A 17,390-nucleotide genomic window follows, 5' to 3' on the forward strand; every position below is an offset into this window, starting at 1 on the left:
CCCCGTCCCCGTCAGGGGAGCAGGGACTCCATCACGGGCCGCAGCGTGCGCAGCGTCCCGGGGATGTCGGCGACGGTGCCCTCGGGCAGGACGTCCCAGCGCGACCAGATCACCCGGGGGCTCTCCGCGCTGGGGCGCAGCGGGACGTCCTCCGCGGCGGCCGGTGCGCGCAGCAGGTACTGGACGTCCCAGTGCTCCTGGCAGGCGCCGAAGGCGGCCGAGAGGTCGTGCCGGTGCAGCATCGCCGGCCCCGGCCCGAGCCGCTCCAGGCCCTCCAGCCCGGTCTCCTCGCCGACCTCGCGGCGCGCCGCCTGCTCGAAGCTCGTCTCGTCGGGATCGATGTGGCCGCCGGGCTGCACCCAGAAGCCGCCCTTGCGGTGCCAGACCAGGGCGACGTGCTCGCCCGGCGCATCCACGACGAAGGCGCTGGCGGTGAGGTGCACCGGGCCGCCTGCCCGATGCATCGCCTCCGGGCGCCCCCTCAGCAGTGCGGCGAACCGGTCGCGGAGGGTCTCGTCGATCGCGGGGGAGCGGCCCGCGGCCAGCTCGGCGAGGGCGCGAGCGCTCGCGCCCTCGCCGGCCAGGTCAGGGGCGGTCACGTCCGTCGCCGTCGGCCGGTCCTGCGGTGCCCGAGGGGCCGTCCTCGTCGGCGGGGCCGTCCGAGCCGGACGGCCCGCTCGCGTCGCCGCCGCCAGTGCCCTCGCCGTCGGGGCCCTCCGCCGCGTCCGCGGAGTCCTCGGCGGCGTCGGAGCGGTCGCGCAGACCGCCGCGGTCGTCCTCGCGCGGGGCATCCTCCCCGCCGTCGCCCGAGAGCAGCTTGGCGAGCTCCGCGTCGAAGTCCTCGGGCAGCCCGACGGCCGCGAGCTCCTCCTCGGAGGCATCGGCCGGCTGCGGCGGCTGCGGGGAGCCGGCGAGCACGTCGACCGTGGGCAGGAGATCCGGGTGGGCCCAGTGGGCCTCGCGGCCGCTCGTGCCCTCCGTCGCCAGCACGCTGTCCCACCAGGCCAGGGCCTCGCGCACGCGGCGGGGCCGCAGCTCGATGCCGACGGTCTGCGCGAGCATCCCCTCGGCCGGGCTGCCGGTCGCGCGGCGCCGGCGCAGGACCTCGCGCATGGCGTCGACCTGGGGGAGCTTGCCGGTCAGGGCATGGGTGGTCACATGGTCGACCCAGGCCTCGACCAGGGCGAGGGTGGTGGCGAGCTCCTCGAGGGCGCGCTCCTGCGCCTCCCGCCGGGTGAAGACGAACATGTCCTCCGGACGGTGCTGCTGCAGCGACTCCGGGTCGGAGAGATCCAGCCCGCGGACCATCTCGTCCAGGGCGTCCAGATCCAGGGTGATCCCGCGGGCGTAGTCCTCGATCGCGGCGAACAGGGTCCGCCCCAGCCACGGGGCCGCGGTGAACAGCGCCGTGTGCGCGAGCTCGCGGGCGGCCAGGAAGATCCGCGCGGCCGAGGGGTCCAGCGACTGCTGGGCGATGAAGTCCTCGACGTTGGCGGCGACCAGCGCCGGGGTGCCCTCGGGGCCGAGCGGGAGCGAGAGGTCCGTGGTGCCGGCGACCTCCCGGGCCAGGGTGCCGATCGCCTGGCCGAACTGGATACCGAACAGGGTGCCGCCCATGCGCTCCATCATCTGCGCCGGGTCGCCGGGAAGGGCCATGCCGGAGCCCTGCATCTGCGCGGTGATGGCGTCGCCGATCGCTCCGGCCATGTACTTCGCGACCGGTTCGACGGTGGACTCCCAGCGCGGCAGGGTCCGATGCACCCAGGTGCCGCGCCCCCACACGTCCAGCTCCTGCGCGGGGACGTCGAAGTCCATCGCCTCGCCCAGCCACAGCGCGGCGATCTGGGCGGCCTCGCGCAGGTCCCGGGTCTGCTGGGGCGTCGGCGCAGGATCGCCGGGGGAGCCGGTCGGCTCCGGCTGGCCGGGCAGGCGCTGCTGTCCCAGGGCCGTCTGGCGGGCCAGGTCGCCCGCGAGCTTCCAGTTCACCGGCCCCTCGCCCGGGGTGGAGAAGAGGTGCTGCATCTGGGCGGCGGCGGCCCGCAGCTGGTTCGGGTCGGTGGGGAGGTTGGCCTGCCGGGCGAGCTCGCCCAGATCCATCCCCTCCAGGGCGCCGGGCGGGAGAGCCCCGCCGAACGCCTCCTCGAGCAGGCGGCGCAGCGCCTCCTCCTGCGGATCGGGGGACCTGTCCTCGGACTCCATCGTGACCTCCTGGGGTGGTGCGCGGATGCGATCAGCCTATCCAGGGGACCCCCGCCGCGGCTGTCCGCCGGCTCGGTGTTCGCTGTGGGCGCGAGCGCGTCCAGGCCGCTGGGGCACAATGTCCTGGTGCCCGATGCTCCCGCCCCCACCACCAGTCCGCCTCCCGCCGGCGACGGCGCGCCGCAGCAGCCGGGCCCCGTGCGGCGGACCCTGGGACGCATCCTGGAGCGCTCCGCCTTCGCCCATCCCCGCACCGCGCTGATCAGCGGCACGGTCCTGCTGGGACTGATGGTCGGCTGCTCCGCCGTGCCGGTGCCGTACGTGATCGAGCAGCCCGGCCCCGCGATCGACGTGCTGGGGCAGTACCAGGACGAGGACATCATCTCGATCGAGGGCCACGAGACCTACCCCAGCGACGGGAAGCTGATGATGACCACGGTCTCCGTCGACGGCGGCCCCGGCTACACGGTCACCGCCGCCGAGGTGGTCCTGGCCTGGTTCGACCGCTCCCGCGCCGTGTTCCCGCGCGAGCTGCTGTTCCCCGAGGGCCGCACCCGCGAGGACGTGACCCTCGAGAACACCGTGCAGATGTCGACCTCGCAGCAGGGCGCCGTGGCCGTGGCCCTGGACGAGCTGGGCATCCCCTACGAGCGCACCGTCGTGGTCGCCGGGATCGAGGACGGCGCCGCCTCCGCGGACGTCCTCGAGGCGGGCGACGAGATCCTCGCGGTCCGGGGCGAGCGCACCGCGGACGCCGCCGCCACCCAGCAGCTGGTGGCCCGGTCCGTCCCCGGCGAGGAGATCGCGCTGACGGTGCGCCGCGGAGGCGAGGACCTCGAGCTGTCCGTCCCCACCCGCGAGGTGGACGGGACGGCGAGGATGGGCGTCGTCCTCGCCGACGGCTACGAGTTCCCCTTCGACGTGGGGATCTCGGTGGGGGACATCGGCGGCCCCAGCGCCGGGCTGATGTTCTCCCTGAGCGTCTACGACGAGCTCACCGAGGGCGCGCTGCCCGGCGGCCGCGAGATCGCCGGGACGGGCACCATCGCCGAGGACGGCGCCGTCGGCCCCATCGGCGGGATCCGGCAGAAGATGATCGGGGCCCGGGACGCGGGCGCCGACTACTTCCTGGCCCCGGGGCAGAACTGCGACGAGGTCGCCGGGAACGTGCCCTCCGGGCTGCAGGTCGTCCGCGTCGACACCTTCGACCAGGCCCTCGAGGCCACCGAGTCCATCGCCGCCACGGGCACCGTGGACGGCCTTCCCACCTGCGAGGGATCATGAGCCGCAAGCGCCGCACCCCCAGCCGTCCCACCGTCGTCCTCGACCACGGCGGGGTCCTCAGCGCCGGGCACGACCCGGTGCCCGACCTCTATGCCCTGCTCGGCGGGGACCAGGACGCCCTGCGGGAGGCCGTCTGGTCGCATCGGCCGGACTACGACGCCGGGCGCACCAGCCGCGAGGAGTACTGGCGCGCGGTGGCCGCCGCCGCGGGCATCGGCGACCTCACCGAGGAGGAGGTCGAGGACCTGCAGAAGGCCGACGACCGGTACTTCCTGCGTCTGGATCCCGACTCCCGCGCCCTGCTGCACGACATGGCGCGCTCCGGCGTGCGCCTGGTGCTGCTGTCCAACGCCTCCGAGGCGTTCGGGGAGGCCGTGCGCCGCGCCGACTGGTTCGAGGCGATGAGCTTCGCGATCATCTCCGGCGAGGAGAAGGTCGTGAAGCCCGATCCGGAGATCTTCCGGATCCTGCTGGAGGTGCTCGCCCACGAGTCCGGGGGCGTCGCCGTGCCGCGCTCGGTCGTCTTCTTCGACGACCGGGCCGACAACGTCGAGGCCGCCCGCGCCCTGGGCATCGATGCGCACCTGTGGCCCCGCAACGGCGACCAGCACCCCGAGGGCACCCGCCACGGCAGCGAGATCGCCCGCGAGGTCCTGGCCGCGCGCGGCGTCGTCCTCGAGTGAGCCCCGGGTAGTCTTGACCGGGTGCCGCGGCCCCTCGCGCGCGCCGCGCACCACCAGACCTGACAGACCCCGTCTTCCACCAGGAGAGCATCGCAGTGGCAGAGTTCATCTACACCATGTACAAGGCCCGCAAGGCCGTCGGCGAGAAGGTGATCCTCGACGACGTCACCATGAGCTTCTACCCGGGCGCGAAGATCGGCATGGTCGGCCCCAACGGCGCCGGCAAGTCGACCATCCTGAAGATCATGGCGGGCCTGGACCAGCCCTCCAACGGCGAGGCGCGCCTCAGCCCCGGCTACAGCGTCGGGATCCTGCTGCAGGAGCCGCCGCTGGACGAGACCAAGACCGTCCTGGAGAACGTCCAGGAGGGCATGGGGGACCTGTACCGCAAGGTGCAGCGCTTCAACGCCATCGGCGAGGAGATGGCCGAGCCCGACGCCGACTTCGACGCGCTGATGGAGGAGATGGGCAAGCTCCAGTCCGACATCGACGCCGCGAACGGCTGGGACCTCGACTCCCAGCTCGAGCAGGCGATGGACGCCCTGCGCTGCCCGCCCGGCGACGAGAGCGTCACCCACCTCTCCGGGGGCGAGCGCCGCCGCGTGGCGCTGTGCAAGCTGCTGCTGGAGAAGCCGGACCTGCTGCTGCTGGACGAGCCCACCAACCACCTCGACGCCGAGAGCGTGCTCTGGCTCGAGCAGCACCTGCAGCAGTACGAGGGCGCCGTCATCGCCGTCACCCACGACCGGTACTTCCTGGACCACGTCGCCCAGTGGATCGCCGAGGTCGACCGCGGCCACCTCTACCCCTACGAGGGCAACTACTCCACCTACCTGGAGAAGAAGGAGGAGCGCCTGAACGTCCAGGGCAAGAAGGACGCCAAGCTCGCCAAGCGCCTCAAGGAGGAGCTGGAGTGGGTGCGCTCCAACGCCAAGGGCCGCCAGGCGAAGTCCAAGGCGCGTCTGGCCCGCTACGAGGAGATGGCCGCGGAGGCCGAGCGCACCCGCAAGCTCGACTTCGAGGAGATCACGATCCCCCCGGGCCCGCGCCTGGGCAACATCGTCATCGACGCGAAGGACCTGAAGAAGGGCTTCGGGGATCGCGTCCTCATCGACGGCCTCAGCTTCTCCCTGCCGCCCAACGGCATCATCGGCGTGATCGGCCCCAACGGCGTCGGCAAGTCGACCCTGTTCAAGACGATCGTGGGCCTGGAGCCGCTGGACGGCGGCGAGCTCAAGGTCGGCGAGACCGTGAAGATCAGCTACGTCGACCAGAACCGCGAGAACCTCGACCCGGAGAAGAACCTGTGGGAGGTCGTCTCCGACGGACTCGACTTCATCCAGGTCGGCAAGGTCGAGATCCCCTCGCGCGCCTACGTCTCCCAGTTCGGCTTCAAGGGCCCGGACCAGCAGAAGAAGGCCGGCGTCCTCTCCGGCGGCGAGCGCAACCGGCTCAACCTGGCGCTGACCCTCAAGCAGGGCGGCAACGTGCTGCTGCTGGACGAGCCCACCAACGACCTGGACGTGCAGACGCTCGGCTCCCTCGAGAACGCCCTGCTGGAGTTCCCGGGCTGCGCCGTGGTCGTCTCCCACGACCGCTGGTTCCTGGACCGCGTGGCGACCCACATCCTCGCCTACGAGGGCACCGAGGAGGACCCGGCGAACTGGCACTGGTTCGAGGGCAACTTCGAGGCCTACGAGAAGAACAAGATCGAGCGCCTCGGCGAGGACGCGGCGCGGCCCCACCGCGTCACGCACCGCCGCCTGACCCGCGACTGACCTCGTGCGGCGGGGGCTGGTCGCCTGGCTGCTGGTGGCGCCGAGCCTGATCGGCGTCACCTGCTTCCTGGTGCTCCCGGTGGTGCTGGCCTTCGTCGTCTCCCTGTTCGACTGGGACCTGCTGGGCACGCGCGAGTTCGTGGGCCTGGAGAACTATGCGGCCCTGATCGGCGGGGGAGCTCTGCTGAACTCCCTCGCCGTGACGGCGCTGTTCACGCTGATCTCGGTGCCCGTCTCCCTGGCCCTGGGGCTGGGGCTGGCCACGCAGCTGCACCGGGCGCTTCCCGGCTCCTCGATCGTGCGGGTGATCGTGGTGATCCCGTGGGTGTGCGCGCCGCTGGCGCTGGGCGTGGTGTGGAAGTGGATCCTCCAGCCCTCCACCGGGGCGATGAACGCGATCCTCGGGATGCGCGTGGAGTGGCTGACCTCCCCGTCCCTGGCCCTGCCCGCCGTCGCCTTCGTGGCCGTGTGGCAGAACGTCGGGTACATCTCCCTGTTCTTCCAGGCCGGCCTCTCGCGGATCCCCGGCTCGATCTACGAGGCGGCCCGGCTGGACGGGGCGGGACCGTGGCGCACGCTGATCCACATGACCGTGCCGCTGCTGCGGCCGACGACCTTCTTCCTCGCGGTCACGCAGGTGGTCGCGAGCTTCCAGGTGTTCGACATGGTCTACGCCCTCACCGGCGGCGGCCCCCAGCACCGCACCGAGGTGATCGCCTCCCTCGTCTACCACGAGGCCTTCGACGCCGCCCGCCTGGGCCGGGCGAGCGCCGTCGCGGTGATCCTGTTCGTGCTGCTCGTGGCGATCACCCTGGTCCAGCAGCGCTGGTTCGCCCGGCGCATCACGTACGACATGAGCTGAGAGGGGAGCCGATGCGCACCACCGCCGCCCGCAGCCGACTCGCCGGGTACGCGGGGACCTACGCCCTGCTGCTGGCCGCGGCCCTGCTCACCCTCGCACCCTTCGGCGTCTCCGTGCTCACGGCCCTCACCTCGGCCGGGCAGTTCGCGCGGCAGGGACCGCTGTCCTGGCCGTCCCCGCCGACGGCCGAGAACCTCCTGGCCCTGCTCACCTCGACCGACGGCTTCCTCACCCCGGTGGTGGTGACCCTCCAGATGGTCGCGGTGATCCTCGCGGGGCAGATGGTCTTCTCCGTGCTCGCCGCCTACGCCTTCGCCATGCTCCGCTTCCCCGGCCGGGACCTGCTGTTCTGGGTGTACGTCGCGACGCTGATGGTGCCGCAGGTGGTGGTCGTGGTGCCGCTGTACCTCATGCTCAGCGAGGCCGGCCTGCGCAACACCTTCTGGGCCCTCGTGCTGCCGTTCGTGCTGGGCTCCCCGTACGCGATCTTCCTGCTGCGCGAGAACTTCCGCGCCGTCCCGGGGGAGCTGGTGGACGCCATGCGGATCGACGGCGCGGGCACGCTGGGCCTGCTGTGGCACCTGGTGGTCCCGCTGAACCGGCCCATCCTGGCCACGCTGATGCTCATCACCGTGGTCACCCACTGGAACAGCTTCATGTGGCCGCTGGTGATCACCTCCGGGCCCGCCTGGCGCACCATCACCGTCGCGACCAGCTCCCTGCAGTCGCAGTACAACAACAACTGGACCCTGGTGATGGCCGGGACCACCCTGGCGATGCTGCCGCTGGTGCTGCTCATGGTGATCTTCCAGCGGCAGATCACCAGCTCCATCGCGGCGACGCAGCTGCGCTGAGCATGCGCAGCCGTCCCGCCCCCGGGTCGATCCGCCCGGGGGCGAGGGGCGCGGACCATAATGGGGGCCATCCCCGCCCGCCCCGGAAGGACACCTGATGATGGACCGCCGCACGCTGCTCGCCTCCTTCGCCGCCACCGGCACGGCCGGAGCCCTGGCCGCCTGCTCTCCCTCCGCCCCCTCCCGCCAGGGCGGCGGCAGCGGCGGCGACGGGGACAAGTCCCTGACGTTCCGGCTCTGGGACGAGGCCGCGGTGCCCGCCTACGAGGCCTCCTTCGCCGCGTTCACCGAGCAGTCGGGCTGGTCCGTGAACATCGACCTGGTGCCGTGGGCGGACTACTGGACGAAGCTTCCCCTGGACGTGGCCAGCGGCGACGCGGCCGATGTCTACTGGATGAACTCCGCCAGCTTCGTGCAGTACGCCGACTCCGGGGACCTGCTGGCGATCGACGAGGTCGTCACCGAGGGCGCCGATCAGTGGGAGCAGTCGGTGGTGGATCTCTACACCCGCGAGGGCACCCTGTGGGGCGTGCCGCAGCTGTGGGACTCCATCGCCCTGTTCTACAACGTGGGCCTGGTCGAGGCGGCCGGGGTGGACGTCTCCGCCCTGTCCTTCGACCCGGCGGCCGCCAGCGATCCGCTGCGCGAGGCGGCCCGCGCCCTCACCCTGGACGGCGAGGGCCGCACGCCCGGCACGGACGGCTTCGACCCGGACACGCGCACCCAGTTCGGATTCAACTCGCAGGCGGACCGCCAGGCGATCATCGGCCCCTTCCTCGCCTCCAACGGCGCCCAGTGGCAGGTCGAGGACCGCTACGCCTTCGCCTCCCCGGAGGGCATCGCCGCCTTCGAGTACATGGCCGGGCTCGTGAACACCGAGCAGGTCGCCCCCAGCGCGGCCGACACCAACGAGAACGGCGACTTCACCCGGGATCTCTTCACGCAGGGGAAGCTGGCCCTGTTCCAGTCCGGGCCCTACAACCTCGCCAACATCGACTCCGGCGTGGCGGGATCCTTCGAGTGGGCCCTGGCGCCGATGGTCGCCGGCCCGGCCGGCGCGAAGTCCCTGGTCCACGGCGTGGTCGCGGTCGGCAACGCCAAGGCCGACGACTCGCGCCAGGAGGGCATCGCGGCCCTGCTGACCTGGCTGGGGTCCGCCGAGGGGCAGATGCCGCTGGGCGAGCAGGGCGTGGCATTCCCCGGTAACACGCAGGCGCAGGGGGCCTTCATCGACCATTGGAGCGCCAAGGGCGTGGATGTCGAGATCTTCGTCGAGGCGGCGAAGGACCCGGCGCCCGCGGACACCGGCACCCGGGCGAACGCCGGGCTCACCGCCGTCATGCCGATCTTCCAGGAGATCTTCATCGGCCGGCTCAGCGCGGCCGAGGGCGTCCCGCAGGCGCAGAAGGAGGGCAACGCCGCCATGGCGTGACCCGCCGGGAGCCGGCGCCGCTCACGAGCCCGGCGCCGCTCAGGGACGCGGCGCCGCTCAGGGACGCGGCGCCGCTCAGGGATCGGGCGTCAGCTCGGCGACGACGAGCTCGGACGGCGTGCCCGACTGGTTGCCGGGGGCCCGCTCGCGGGTGACCACCAGGCGCTCGCCGCCGGCGTCGGCATGGAAGGTGACCGTGCCGTCGCGGCGCAGGTCCAGCACGCCCAGGTCCACCAGGGCGCCGTCGCGCTGGGCCCACAGCTGCAGCACCTCGTCGTCCTCGTAGGGCCGCACGTCCTGGGCCAGCAGCACCGTGCCCTCGGGGGCGAGGACCGCGCGCCACGACCCGTTGTCGCTGCGCCCCTCGACGCCGCGGGCGCCGGGCATCGTGGCCACCTGGGCCCAGTCGCGCTGCGCCTGCAGCGCCCGGTCCTGCGCCCGGTCGGCGAGGACCCAGCCGGTGGTCGTGGCCCCGAGGGCGAGCACCGCGAGCACGGCCAGCAGACCCCCGACCCAGCGGCGGCGGCCCGTCCGGCGGGCGTCGGTGCGGCCCGCGCCGGCCCGGGCTCCGGCGCCGCGGCGACCGGCCGGGCCCGCGGCAGCCCCGCGCGCAGCGGGACGGAAGGCGAAGGCGGGCGCCGGATCGGCCGAGGGGGCGGAGGCCGCGGACGCCGGGGCGGGGACCTGCACGGAGGGCTGCGCCCCGCCCGTCCCGGCCGCGGGTCTCGCCGAGCCGGGCCCGCCCCCGCGCGCGGGCGGGCCGACCAGCCGGCGGTGCGTGTCGGTGCCCAGCACGGGCGTCTCGTAGGTGCCGGAGTACTCCCGCGACGCTCCCGGACCGAGGGAGGGCAGCGGGCGCGGGGCGAAGCCCTCGAGCACCCGGGGCCCCAGGTCCCGGGTGGGCGCCCGGGCGGTGAGCAGGGTCAGCTCGGCGGCGGCCTCGATCGCCGCCCGGCGCACGGAGGCCTCCTCGGCGGTGCGGGTGAGGGCATGCAGGCGCTCGCGCTCGCCGGCATCGGCCAGGGCCAGGGCGTCCAGCGCGGCGAGGGCCGCCAGCTCGCCGGGCCCGGCCGTCGGCGGACCGGCAGCCTGCGGACCGGCGGTCTGCGGACCGGCCGCGCGAGGTCCCCCCGGTGCTCCCGGTCCCGCCTCCTGGGGGCCGCTGCCGGTCGTCGCCGTCGCGGCGCCGGGCCGGATCGCGGCGAGCCCCGCGGACAGCTCGGCGGCCGCTCCGCGCCGCGCGGAGCCGCTGTAGGGGAAGCGGCCCAGGGCCGCCAGCTCGAGCAGGGCGCGCCGCGACGGCGGCATGCTCAGCAGGGCCCGCACGATCTCCTGCTCGCGCCGATGGGGTGCGCGCCGGGCCGCGGAGGCGGCGGCCGCCAGGGAGCGGACGGTGCCGCGGCCCGAGGTGTCGGCGATGATGGCCCGGCGGGCCCGGTCCAGCACGGCGGTCTCCCCGGGCATCGCCCCGGAGGCCAGGTCGTGGGCGTCCCGCAGGGCGCCGCGCAGCACGGCGATGCTCAGCCGCTCCGCCGTCGCGGAGGAGCCGGAGACCTCGATGGCCAGGCCGTGGACGCGGGGGGAGAGCAGCTCGACCAGGCTCGCGGCGGCGTCGCGGTCCCCGCGGGCGCAGCGGTGCAGGAGCGAGCGCACGGGGTCCAGCCCGGCCCCGAGGTCGACCGTGTCCTCGACGGTCCCGTCGAGGTCGCCGGCCTGCGCATCGGCCTGCGGTCCTGCGTGCATGAAGCCCTCCCGCAGCGCTCGTGTCCACGTCCTCCGGTCCTCACTGTATTGTCCCCCGGGACCCGGTACGGTGTGCGCCATGAAGCCGATCACGACCGTCCAGGTCGCCTCCCAGCTCCCCACCGCCCTGGAGCCGCTGCGCGTCCTGGCGATGAACCTCCGGTGGGCCTGGCGCCGCCAGAGCCTCGACCTGTTCCGCAGCCTCGATCCGGATGCCTTCGCCCGCAGCGGCGAGAATCCCGTGGCGATGCTGCCGCTGGTGCCCGCCGCCCGGCTGGCCGAGGCCGCGCGGGACGAGTCGTTCCTCGCGCGCATGCGCTCCGAGGTCGGGGACCTCAGCACCTACCGCGAGTCCGGGCGCTGGTTCCAGCGCACCGTCCCCGAGACCGGGGCGCCCGTGCCGGCCGTCGCGTACTTCTCCATGGAGTTCGGCATCACCCCGACCCTTCCCATCTACTCCGGGGGTCTCGGGATCCTCGCCGGGGACCACCTCAAGTCCGCCTCCGACCTCGGCGTGCCGCTGGTGGCCGTGGGCCTGCTCTACCAGTACGGCTACTTCTCCCAGAGCCTGGACCGCTCGGGCTGGCAGCAGGAGACCTACCGCCTCAACGATCCGGCCGCGCTGCCGGTCGAGCCCGTCCGCGGGGCCGACGGCGTGCAGCTGACCGTCTCGGTGACCTTCCCCGGGGGCCGCGAGGTCGCCATCGGGCTGTGGGTCGCGCAGGTCGGGCGCGTCCCCCTGCTGCTGCTGGACACCAACCTCGAGGTCAACGACGAGGAGGCGCGGGCGATCACCGACCGTCTCTACGGCGGCGACCATGAGCACCGCATCGTCCAGGAGATCGTGCTGGGCATCGGCGGCGTGCGCGCGGTCGAGGCGTACACCGCCGCGACGTCCTTCCCGCAGCCGCAGGTGTTCCACCTCAACGAGGGCCACGCCGGGTTCTCGGGGCTGGAGCGCATCGGCCGTCTGATCCGGGAGGGCGCCGGCTTCGACGAGGCGCTGTCCGAGGTGCGCGCCGGCACCGTCTTCACGACCCATACCCCGGTGCCGGCGGGCATCGACCGCTTCGACGTGACCGAGCTGCGCCGCTACCTCGACGCCGACGGGGAGGGGATCTCCCGCCTGGTCGAGGGGCTGCCCGTCGAGGCGGCCCTGGCCCTGGGCCTGGAGAACGGCGGCCAGGTGTTCAACATGGCGCACATGGGCTTCCGCCTCGCGCAGCGCGCGAACGGCGTCTCCGCCCTGCACGGCGCCGTCTCCCGGCGCATGTTCGAGGACCTCTACCCGGGCTTCGAGGTGCCGGAGGTGCCCATCACCTCGGTGACCAACGGCGTGCACCGGCGCACCTGGACCTCGCGGGTGATGGACGACCTGTTCAAGAAGGCGCTGGGCGATGTGGACATCTCCGCCCTGACCGACTGGAGCCCGCTGGCCACGCTCACCGACGCCGACCTCGACGAGGCCCGCGACCACCTGCGCGCCGACCTGGTGGACATGGCCCGCGAGCACGTGCACGACGCATGGCTGCGCCGCGGGGCCGATGAGACCGAGCTGGCCTGGACCCGCGAGATCCTGGATCCCGAGGTCCTCACCGTCGGCTTCGCCCGTCGCGTCTCGACGTACAAGCGCCTGACCCTCATGCTGCGCGACCCCGAGCGGCTGCGCCGCATCCTGCTGGATCCGGACCGTCCCGTGCAGCTGGTGATCGCCGGCAAGGCCCACCCGGCGGACCGTCCCGGCAAGGAGTTCATGCAGGAGCTGGTCCGCTTCGCCGACGAGGCGGGTGTCCGCCACCGCATCGTCTTCCTCCCGGACTACGACATCCGCATGGCCTCCGTGCTCATCGCCGGCTCCGACGTGTGGCTGAACAACCCGATCCGCCCGGAGGAGGCCTCCGGGACCTCCGGCATGAAGGCCGTGCTCAACGGCGGCCTCACCTTCTCGATCTCCGACGGATGGTGGGACGAGATGGCCACCGACGAGGCCGGCTGGACGATCCCGACGGCGAGCGTCGAGGACCAGGACCGCCGCGACGAGCTCGAGGCCGCCGCGCTGTACGACATCCTCGAGCACCGCATCGCCCCGCTGTTCTACGAGCGCGACGACCGCGGCATGCGCACGGGGTGGCTGAAGAAGGTCCGCGCCTCCCTGGTGCAGATCGCCCCGCGGATCACCGCCGCCCGGATGGTCCGGGACTACGTCACCGAGCTGTACCTGCCGGCGGCGCGCTCGGCCGCGGCCTTCGGCCAGGACACCACCCTCGCGGCCGCCTTCACCGCGTGGAAGGCGCAGGTGGCCGATGCCTGGCCGCAGGTCTCCGTGCACGATGTGCGCCTGGAGGGCGCCGGGGCCGCCGCCGGCGGCACCGTCCCCACGGGCGCGGAGATCACCCTGTCCGCCGAGGTCCGCCTGGGCGCGCTGGAGGAGTCCTCGGTCGCCGTCGAGGCGCTGCTGGGGCCCGTCGGCGAGGACGGGGAGCTGGTGGACCCCCAGATCGTCCCGCTGCAGCGGCAGGACGACGGCCGGTGGGCGACGCGGCTGACGGTGAGCGTGCCCGGGCAGATCGGCGCCGGCGTGCGGGTCGTGCCGCAGCACCCCGCGCTCGCCTCCCGCGCCGAGCTGGGTCTGGTCGCCTCCGCCTGAACCGGGCGCGGGCCGGGGCGGGGCACAATGGTGCCCCGCCCCTCTCGCCGTCGGAAGGACCTCCATGCCCACGCGTCGCCAGCTGCTCGCATCCCTCCTCGCTCTGGGCGCGGTGGGCGGGGCGAGCTCCTGCGGGGGCTCGGACGAGGAGCCCGTCGAGCCCGACGAGGACACCCTGGTGCTGCGGGTGTGGGACGACCGCGCGCTCGCGCCCTACGAGGAGTCCCTGGCCGCGTTCACGAAGCAGACCGGCATCGCCGCCGTCGTCGAGGTGCAGGAATGGGACGAGTACTGGACGGCGCTGCCGCAGGACCTCGCCACCCGGTCCGCGGCCGACGTCTACTGGATGAACACCGCCAACCTGGTGCAGTTCCAGCAGGCCGGGAAGCTGGTGGACGCGGGCGAGGCCACCGGGCAGGCCGCGAGCGGCTGGGAGGCCGCGGCCACCGATCTCTACCGCCGCGACGACGTCCTGTGGGGCGTGCCCCAGTTCTGGGACGTGAGCATGCTCGCCGCCAACCGGGCGCTCGTCGACCCTGTCCAGGTCGACCCGCAGGGGCTCGTCTTCGACCCCTCCGGCGGCTCCGACACGCTGCGCGACGCCGCCCGGGCGCTCTCCGCCGCGGCGGCGGGGTCCGGCTCCGACGCGGTGTCCGATCGCCCCTCCTACGGCTTCTCCGCGCAGGCGGACCGGGCCGCCCTGCTGGGGCCGTTCATCGCCGCCGCAGGCGGCGCCTGGCAGCAGGAGGACGTCTTCGCCTTCGCCTCCGAGCAGGGCATGGCCGCCGTCCAGTACCTCGCCGACCTCGCGAACCTGGACCTGGTGGCCCCCACCGGCGCCGAGACCAACGCCGACCCCGAGCTGTGCCGCGATCTGTTCGTCGGCGGGCAGCTCGCCCTGCTGCAGACCGGCAGCTACGACCTCCCGCGCCTGGTCGACGGGATCGGGGACGCCTTCGCCTGGGACCTGCATCCGGTGGTCGCCGGGCCCCAGGGGCGGCGCCCGCTGGTGCATGCGGTCGCGGCGGTGGGCATCGTGAGCAAGGACGACGACCGCACCGCGGACATCGCGTCGCTGCTGACCTGGCTGGGCGGCGTCGAGGGGCAGCGCCCGCTGGTCGCCGCGGGCATCGGCATCCCCGGCCACCGGGACCTGCGCCAGTCCTGGCAGGAGCATTGGAGCGGCCAGGGCGTGGACGTGGCTCCGCTGGTCGCGGACCTCGCCGAGGTGTCCCTGCCGGAGACCGGCCCGCGGGCCGCCGCCGGGACCGCCGCGGCCATGCCGATCATCCAGGAGGTCTTCGCCGGCACGACCACCGCCTCCGAGGCCCTGCCGCGCGCCCAGGCCGCGGCCCTCGAGGCCGTCGCCTGAGGCACGGCTCCCGCTCCGGCGCTCAGGCGGTGGGCTTCACCCGGATCATGCCCTCCTGCACGATGGTCGCGACGAGGTCGCCGGCACGGTCGAAGACGTTGCCCTCGGTGAGCCCGCGCCCGCCCGCGGCCGAGGGGGAGCGCTGCACGTACAGCAGCCATTCGTTCATCTCCACGTGGCGGTGCCACCAGATGGCGTGGTTGATGGTGGCCATGCGCAGCCCCGGCGTCACCCAGCTCAGGCCCTGGCGGCGCAGGATCGGCTCGAAGGGCGTGTAGTCGCTGGCGAAGGCCAGGATCGCATCGTGCACCAGGGGATCGGCCTCGACGGGGGAGACCATGCGCATCCACAGCATCTGCGACTCGGAGCCGGAGCCGTCCGGGCGCAGGTAGATCGGGTCCGTGACGTGGCGGATGTCGATCGGACGCTGGGTGGCCCAGTAGCGGGCCACGGGATGGTCGATGCCGGCCAGGACCTCGGCGGTCGTCGGGAGGTCCTCGGGGGACGGAGCGGCGGGGGCGCGGGTCTGATGCTCGAGCCCGTCCTGCTGCTCCTGGAAGGACGCCGTCATCGCCAGGATCGTCCGCCCCTCCTGGGAGGCCAGGACGCGGCGCACGGAGAAGGAGCCGCCGTCGCGGAGGTCGTCGACCTCGAAGCGGATCGGCACGTCCGGCGCGCCCGGGGCCAGGAAGTAGGAGTACATCGAGTGGATGCGCCTCCCCTCGGGCACCGTGCGGCCCACGGCGACGACGGCCTGGCCCATCACCTGTCCGCCGAAGACGTGCCCGCCCGGGTGCGCCCGGGTGTCGCCCTCGAAGGCCGCGGCCTGCCCGGAGGCATCGGCCGCGCGCAGGTCCAGCAGGTCCAGCAGGGCGGAGGAGACCTCCCGCGGGTGCGGATCCGGGCGGGGGGCCGGGTGCGCGGGCGGGGTCGGATCGGGGGCGGGGCCGGCTGCGGTCATGCCCCGATGCTACGACCCGCATCGCCCCTGGTGCGGCCGCTGATCCGTACGATGGGGCGCATGGCTCATCTCGACATCACGGTCCCCGTGCGCTGGACCGACCTGGACGCCTACGGGCACGTCAACAATGCGGCCGTCGTGCGGCTGCTCGAGGAGGCGCGCATCGCCGCCTTCTGGGCTCCCGACGAGGAGCAGATCGCCCGCGGCGCGGTGAGGCTGCCCACCGCGATGGGCGTGTTCGACGCGCACGCCCCGCTGCTGACGCTGATCGCCTCCCAGCGCCTGGAGTACCACCGGCCCATCCCGTACCTGCGCGAGGGCGCCCTGGTGCGCCTGTGGGTCTCGCGGCTGGGCGGGGCCAGCCTGGACGTGGACTACCAGGTGCTGCGCCAGGACGACGTCGCGGCGCAGCAGCCCTACGTCTCGGCCCGCACCGTGGTGGTCGTGGTCGACCGCGAGACCCAGCGGACCGCGCGGCTGGACGCCGCCACGCGCGAGGCGCTCCAGGAGTACACCGGCGAGCCGGTGGCCTTCCGCTCCTGAGGCACGGGCCGGGCGGTCACCAGTGCGGGTGCACCGCCGCGCGCAGGCGGGCGTCGTAGACCCGGCGCACCGCCGCGTCGAAGGCGTCCAGGGCGAAGCCCTGCTCCAGCAGGGAGCCCGCCGCGGCGTTCGCCCGGGCCTGCTCCGCCGTGCGCGCCCCGGGGATGACGGCGGTGACCCCGGGCTGCGCGGCGATCCATGCGAGGGACGCCGCGGGCAGGCTGACGCCCTCGGGCAGGGCGTCCGCGAGCTCCTGCGCGGCCGCGACCCCCTCGGCGAAGTCGACGCCGGAGAAGGTCTCGCCCCGGTCGAAGGCCTCGCCCTGCCGGTTGTACGTGCGATGGTCATCGGCGGCGAAGGTGGTCGACGTCGTGTACCTGCCCGAGAGCAGGCCGGAGGCCAGCGGCACGCGGGCGAGGACCGCCACCCCCGCCGCCTGCGCCGCCGGCAGCACCTCGTCCAGCGGCTTCAGCCGGAAGGGGTTGAGGATGATCTGCACGTTCGTCACACCGGGACGGGAGATCGCACGGAGCGCCTGCGCGCAGGTCTCCACCGAGACGCCGTAGGCGGCGATCGCGCCCTCGGCCACGAGGGCGTCCAGGGCCTCGAAGGTCGCCTCGTCCTCGATCACGGCCGAGGGCGGGCAGTGCAGCTGCACGAGGTCGAGGGTGTCGACCCCGAGGTTCGCGCGGGAGCGCTCCGTCCAGGCGCGGAAGTTCTCCGGCGTGTAGTTCTCCGGCTCCTGCGGCAGGCGCCGGCCCATCTTGGTGGCCACGGTGATGCCGTGTCCGAGGCGCTGGGCGAGGAAGCGGCCGATGAGCCGCTCGCTGCGGCCGTCGCCGTAGACGTCCGCCGTGTCCAGCAGGGTGACGCCGGCCTCGGCGGAGGCGGCCAGGACGTCCAGGGCGTCCTCCTCGCGGACGTCGCCCCAGTCCGCGCCGAGCTGCCAGGTGCCCAGGCCGATGGGGGCGACGCTGCGGCCGGTGCGGCCGAGGGGTCGGGGTTGCATGGTCTCCTCCAGGTCCGAGGGGG

General features: G+C 73.8%; 14 protein-coding genes. 9 read left to right on the top strand and 5 right to left on the bottom strand.

Annotated elements, in window-relative coordinates:
• Positions 1 to 11: 11 nt before the first annotated feature.
• Together ABD234_RS06275 and ABD234_RS06280 are read right to left on the bottom strand one after the other, a co-directional pair.
• Positions 12 to 599, bottom strand: a complete 588-nt coding sequence (locus tag ABD234_RS06275) for an NUDIX hydrolase (protein ID WP_232226393.1) — start codon at positions 597 to 599, stop codon at positions 12 to 14.
• A complete protein-coding gene (locus tag ABD234_RS06280) occupies positions 586 to 2,199 on the bottom strand; it encodes a zinc-dependent metalloprotease (protein ID WP_038373050.1) in 1,614 nt (537 codons plus the stop codon). Before ABD234_RS06280 ends, ABD234_RS06275 begins: the two co-directional genes overlap by 14 nt.
• Before the next feature lie 126 nt (positions 2,200 to 2,325).
• Here ABD234_RS06280 and ABD234_RS06285 point away from each other — a divergent pair, with 126 nt between their 5' ends.
• The 6 genes from ABD234_RS06285 to ABD234_RS06310 all read left to right on the top strand — a co-directional run bounded on the left by ABD234_RS06285 (position 2,326) and on the right by ABD234_RS06310 (position 9,092).
• On the top strand, positions 2,326 to 3,483 hold the full coding sequence (locus ABD234_RS06285) for a YlbL family protein (RefSeq protein ID WP_232226392.1): 1,158 nt from the start codon (positions 2,326 to 2,328) through the stop codon (positions 3,481 to 3,483).
• The gene (locus tag ABD234_RS06290; protein WP_038373049.1) at positions 3,480 to 4,166 is read left to right on the top strand and encodes an HAD family hydrolase; all 687 of its coding nucleotides are present in this window, start codon (positions 3,480 to 3,482) and stop codon (positions 4,164 to 4,166) included. Before ABD234_RS06285 ends, ABD234_RS06290 begins: the two co-directional genes overlap by 4 nt.
• A gap of 95 nt (positions 4,167 to 4,261) precedes the next feature.
• On the top strand, positions 4,262 to 5,944 hold the full coding sequence (gene ettA / locus ABD234_RS06295) for an energy-dependent translational throttle protein EttA (protein ID WP_038373048.1): 1,683 nt from the start codon (positions 4,262 to 4,264) through the stop codon (positions 5,942 to 5,944).
• A gap of 4 nt (positions 5,945 to 5,948) precedes the next feature.
• The gene (locus ABD234_RS06300; RefSeq protein ID WP_038373046.1) at positions 5,949 to 6,806 is read left to right on the top strand and encodes a carbohydrate ABC transporter permease; all 858 of its coding nucleotides are present in this window, start codon (positions 5,949 to 5,951) and stop codon (positions 6,804 to 6,806) included.
• An 11-nt stretch (positions 6,807 to 6,817) separates the two neighbouring features.
• Positions 6,818 to 7,660, top strand: coding sequence for a carbohydrate ABC transporter permease (locus ABD234_RS06305; protein WP_038373045.1), 843 nt, complete (start codon positions 6,818 to 6,820; stop codon positions 7,658 to 7,660).
• 97 nt (positions 7,661 to 7,757) lie between these two features.
• The gene (locus ABD234_RS06310; protein ID WP_038373043.1) at positions 7,758 to 9,092 is read left to right on the top strand and encodes an ABC transporter substrate-binding protein; all 1,335 of its coding nucleotides are present in this window, start codon (positions 7,758 to 7,760) and stop codon (positions 9,090 to 9,092) included.
• A gap of 75 nt (positions 9,093 to 9,167) precedes the next feature.
• On the opposite strand, the gene ABD234_RS06315 is transcribed toward ABD234_RS06310, so the two are convergent.
• Positions 9,168 to 10,835 carry an RNA polymerase sigma factor gene (locus ABD234_RS06315; RefSeq protein WP_038373042.1) on the bottom strand — a complete coding sequence of 556 codons (1,668 nt, stop codon included), beginning with the start codon at positions 10,833 to 10,835 and terminating at the stop codon, positions 9,168 to 9,170.
• A gap of 79 nt (positions 10,836 to 10,914) precedes the next feature.
• Here ABD234_RS06315 and glgP point away from each other — a divergent pair, with 79 nt between their 5' ends.
• Together glgP and ABD234_RS06325 are read left to right on the top strand one after the other, a co-directional pair.
• Positions 10,915 to 13,482 (top strand): alpha-glucan family phosphorylase, encoded by a 2,568-nt coding sequence (gene glgP / locus ABD234_RS06320; protein ID WP_038373041.1) that lies wholly within the window; start codon positions 10,915 to 10,917, stop codon positions 13,480 to 13,482.
• 64 nt (positions 13,483 to 13,546) lie between these two features.
• Complete coding sequence (locus ABD234_RS06325; RefSeq protein WP_038373040.1) at positions 13,547 to 14,854, top strand: ABC transporter substrate-binding protein; 1,308 nt, start codon at positions 13,547 to 13,549, stop codon at positions 14,852 to 14,854.
• 22 nt (positions 14,855 to 14,876) lie between these two features.
• Here ABD234_RS06325 and ABD234_RS06330 read toward each other — a convergent pair whose 3' ends face one another.
• Positions 14,877 to 15,815, bottom strand: a complete 939-nt coding sequence (locus ABD234_RS06330; protein ID WP_038373039.1) for an acyl-CoA thioesterase — start codon at positions 15,813 to 15,815, stop codon at positions 14,877 to 14,879.
• Between the two features lie 60 nt (positions 15,816 to 15,875).
• On the opposite strand from ABD234_RS06330, the gene ABD234_RS06335 reads away from it, so the two are divergent.
• Positions 15,876 to 16,358: an acyl-CoA thioesterase gene (locus ABD234_RS06335; RefSeq protein WP_038373038.1), complete on the top strand. Its 483-nt coding sequence runs from the start codon at positions 15,876 to 15,878 to the stop codon at positions 16,356 to 16,358.
• A gap of 16 nt (positions 16,359 to 16,374) precedes the next feature.
• On the opposite strand, the gene ABD234_RS06340 is transcribed toward ABD234_RS06335, so the two are convergent.
• Positions 16,375 to 17,367, bottom strand: coding sequence for an aldo/keto reductase (locus ABD234_RS06340; protein WP_038373037.1), 993 nt, complete (start codon positions 17,365 to 17,367; stop codon positions 16,375 to 16,377).
• Positions 17,368 to 17,390 lie beyond the last annotated feature (23 nt).

Origin of the sequence: Brachybacterium phenoliresistens, assembly GCF_039530785.1 — a bacterium.
Lineage (GTDB): Bacteria > Actinomycetota > Actinomycetes > Actinomycetales > Dermabacteraceae > Brachybacterium > Brachybacterium phenoliresistens.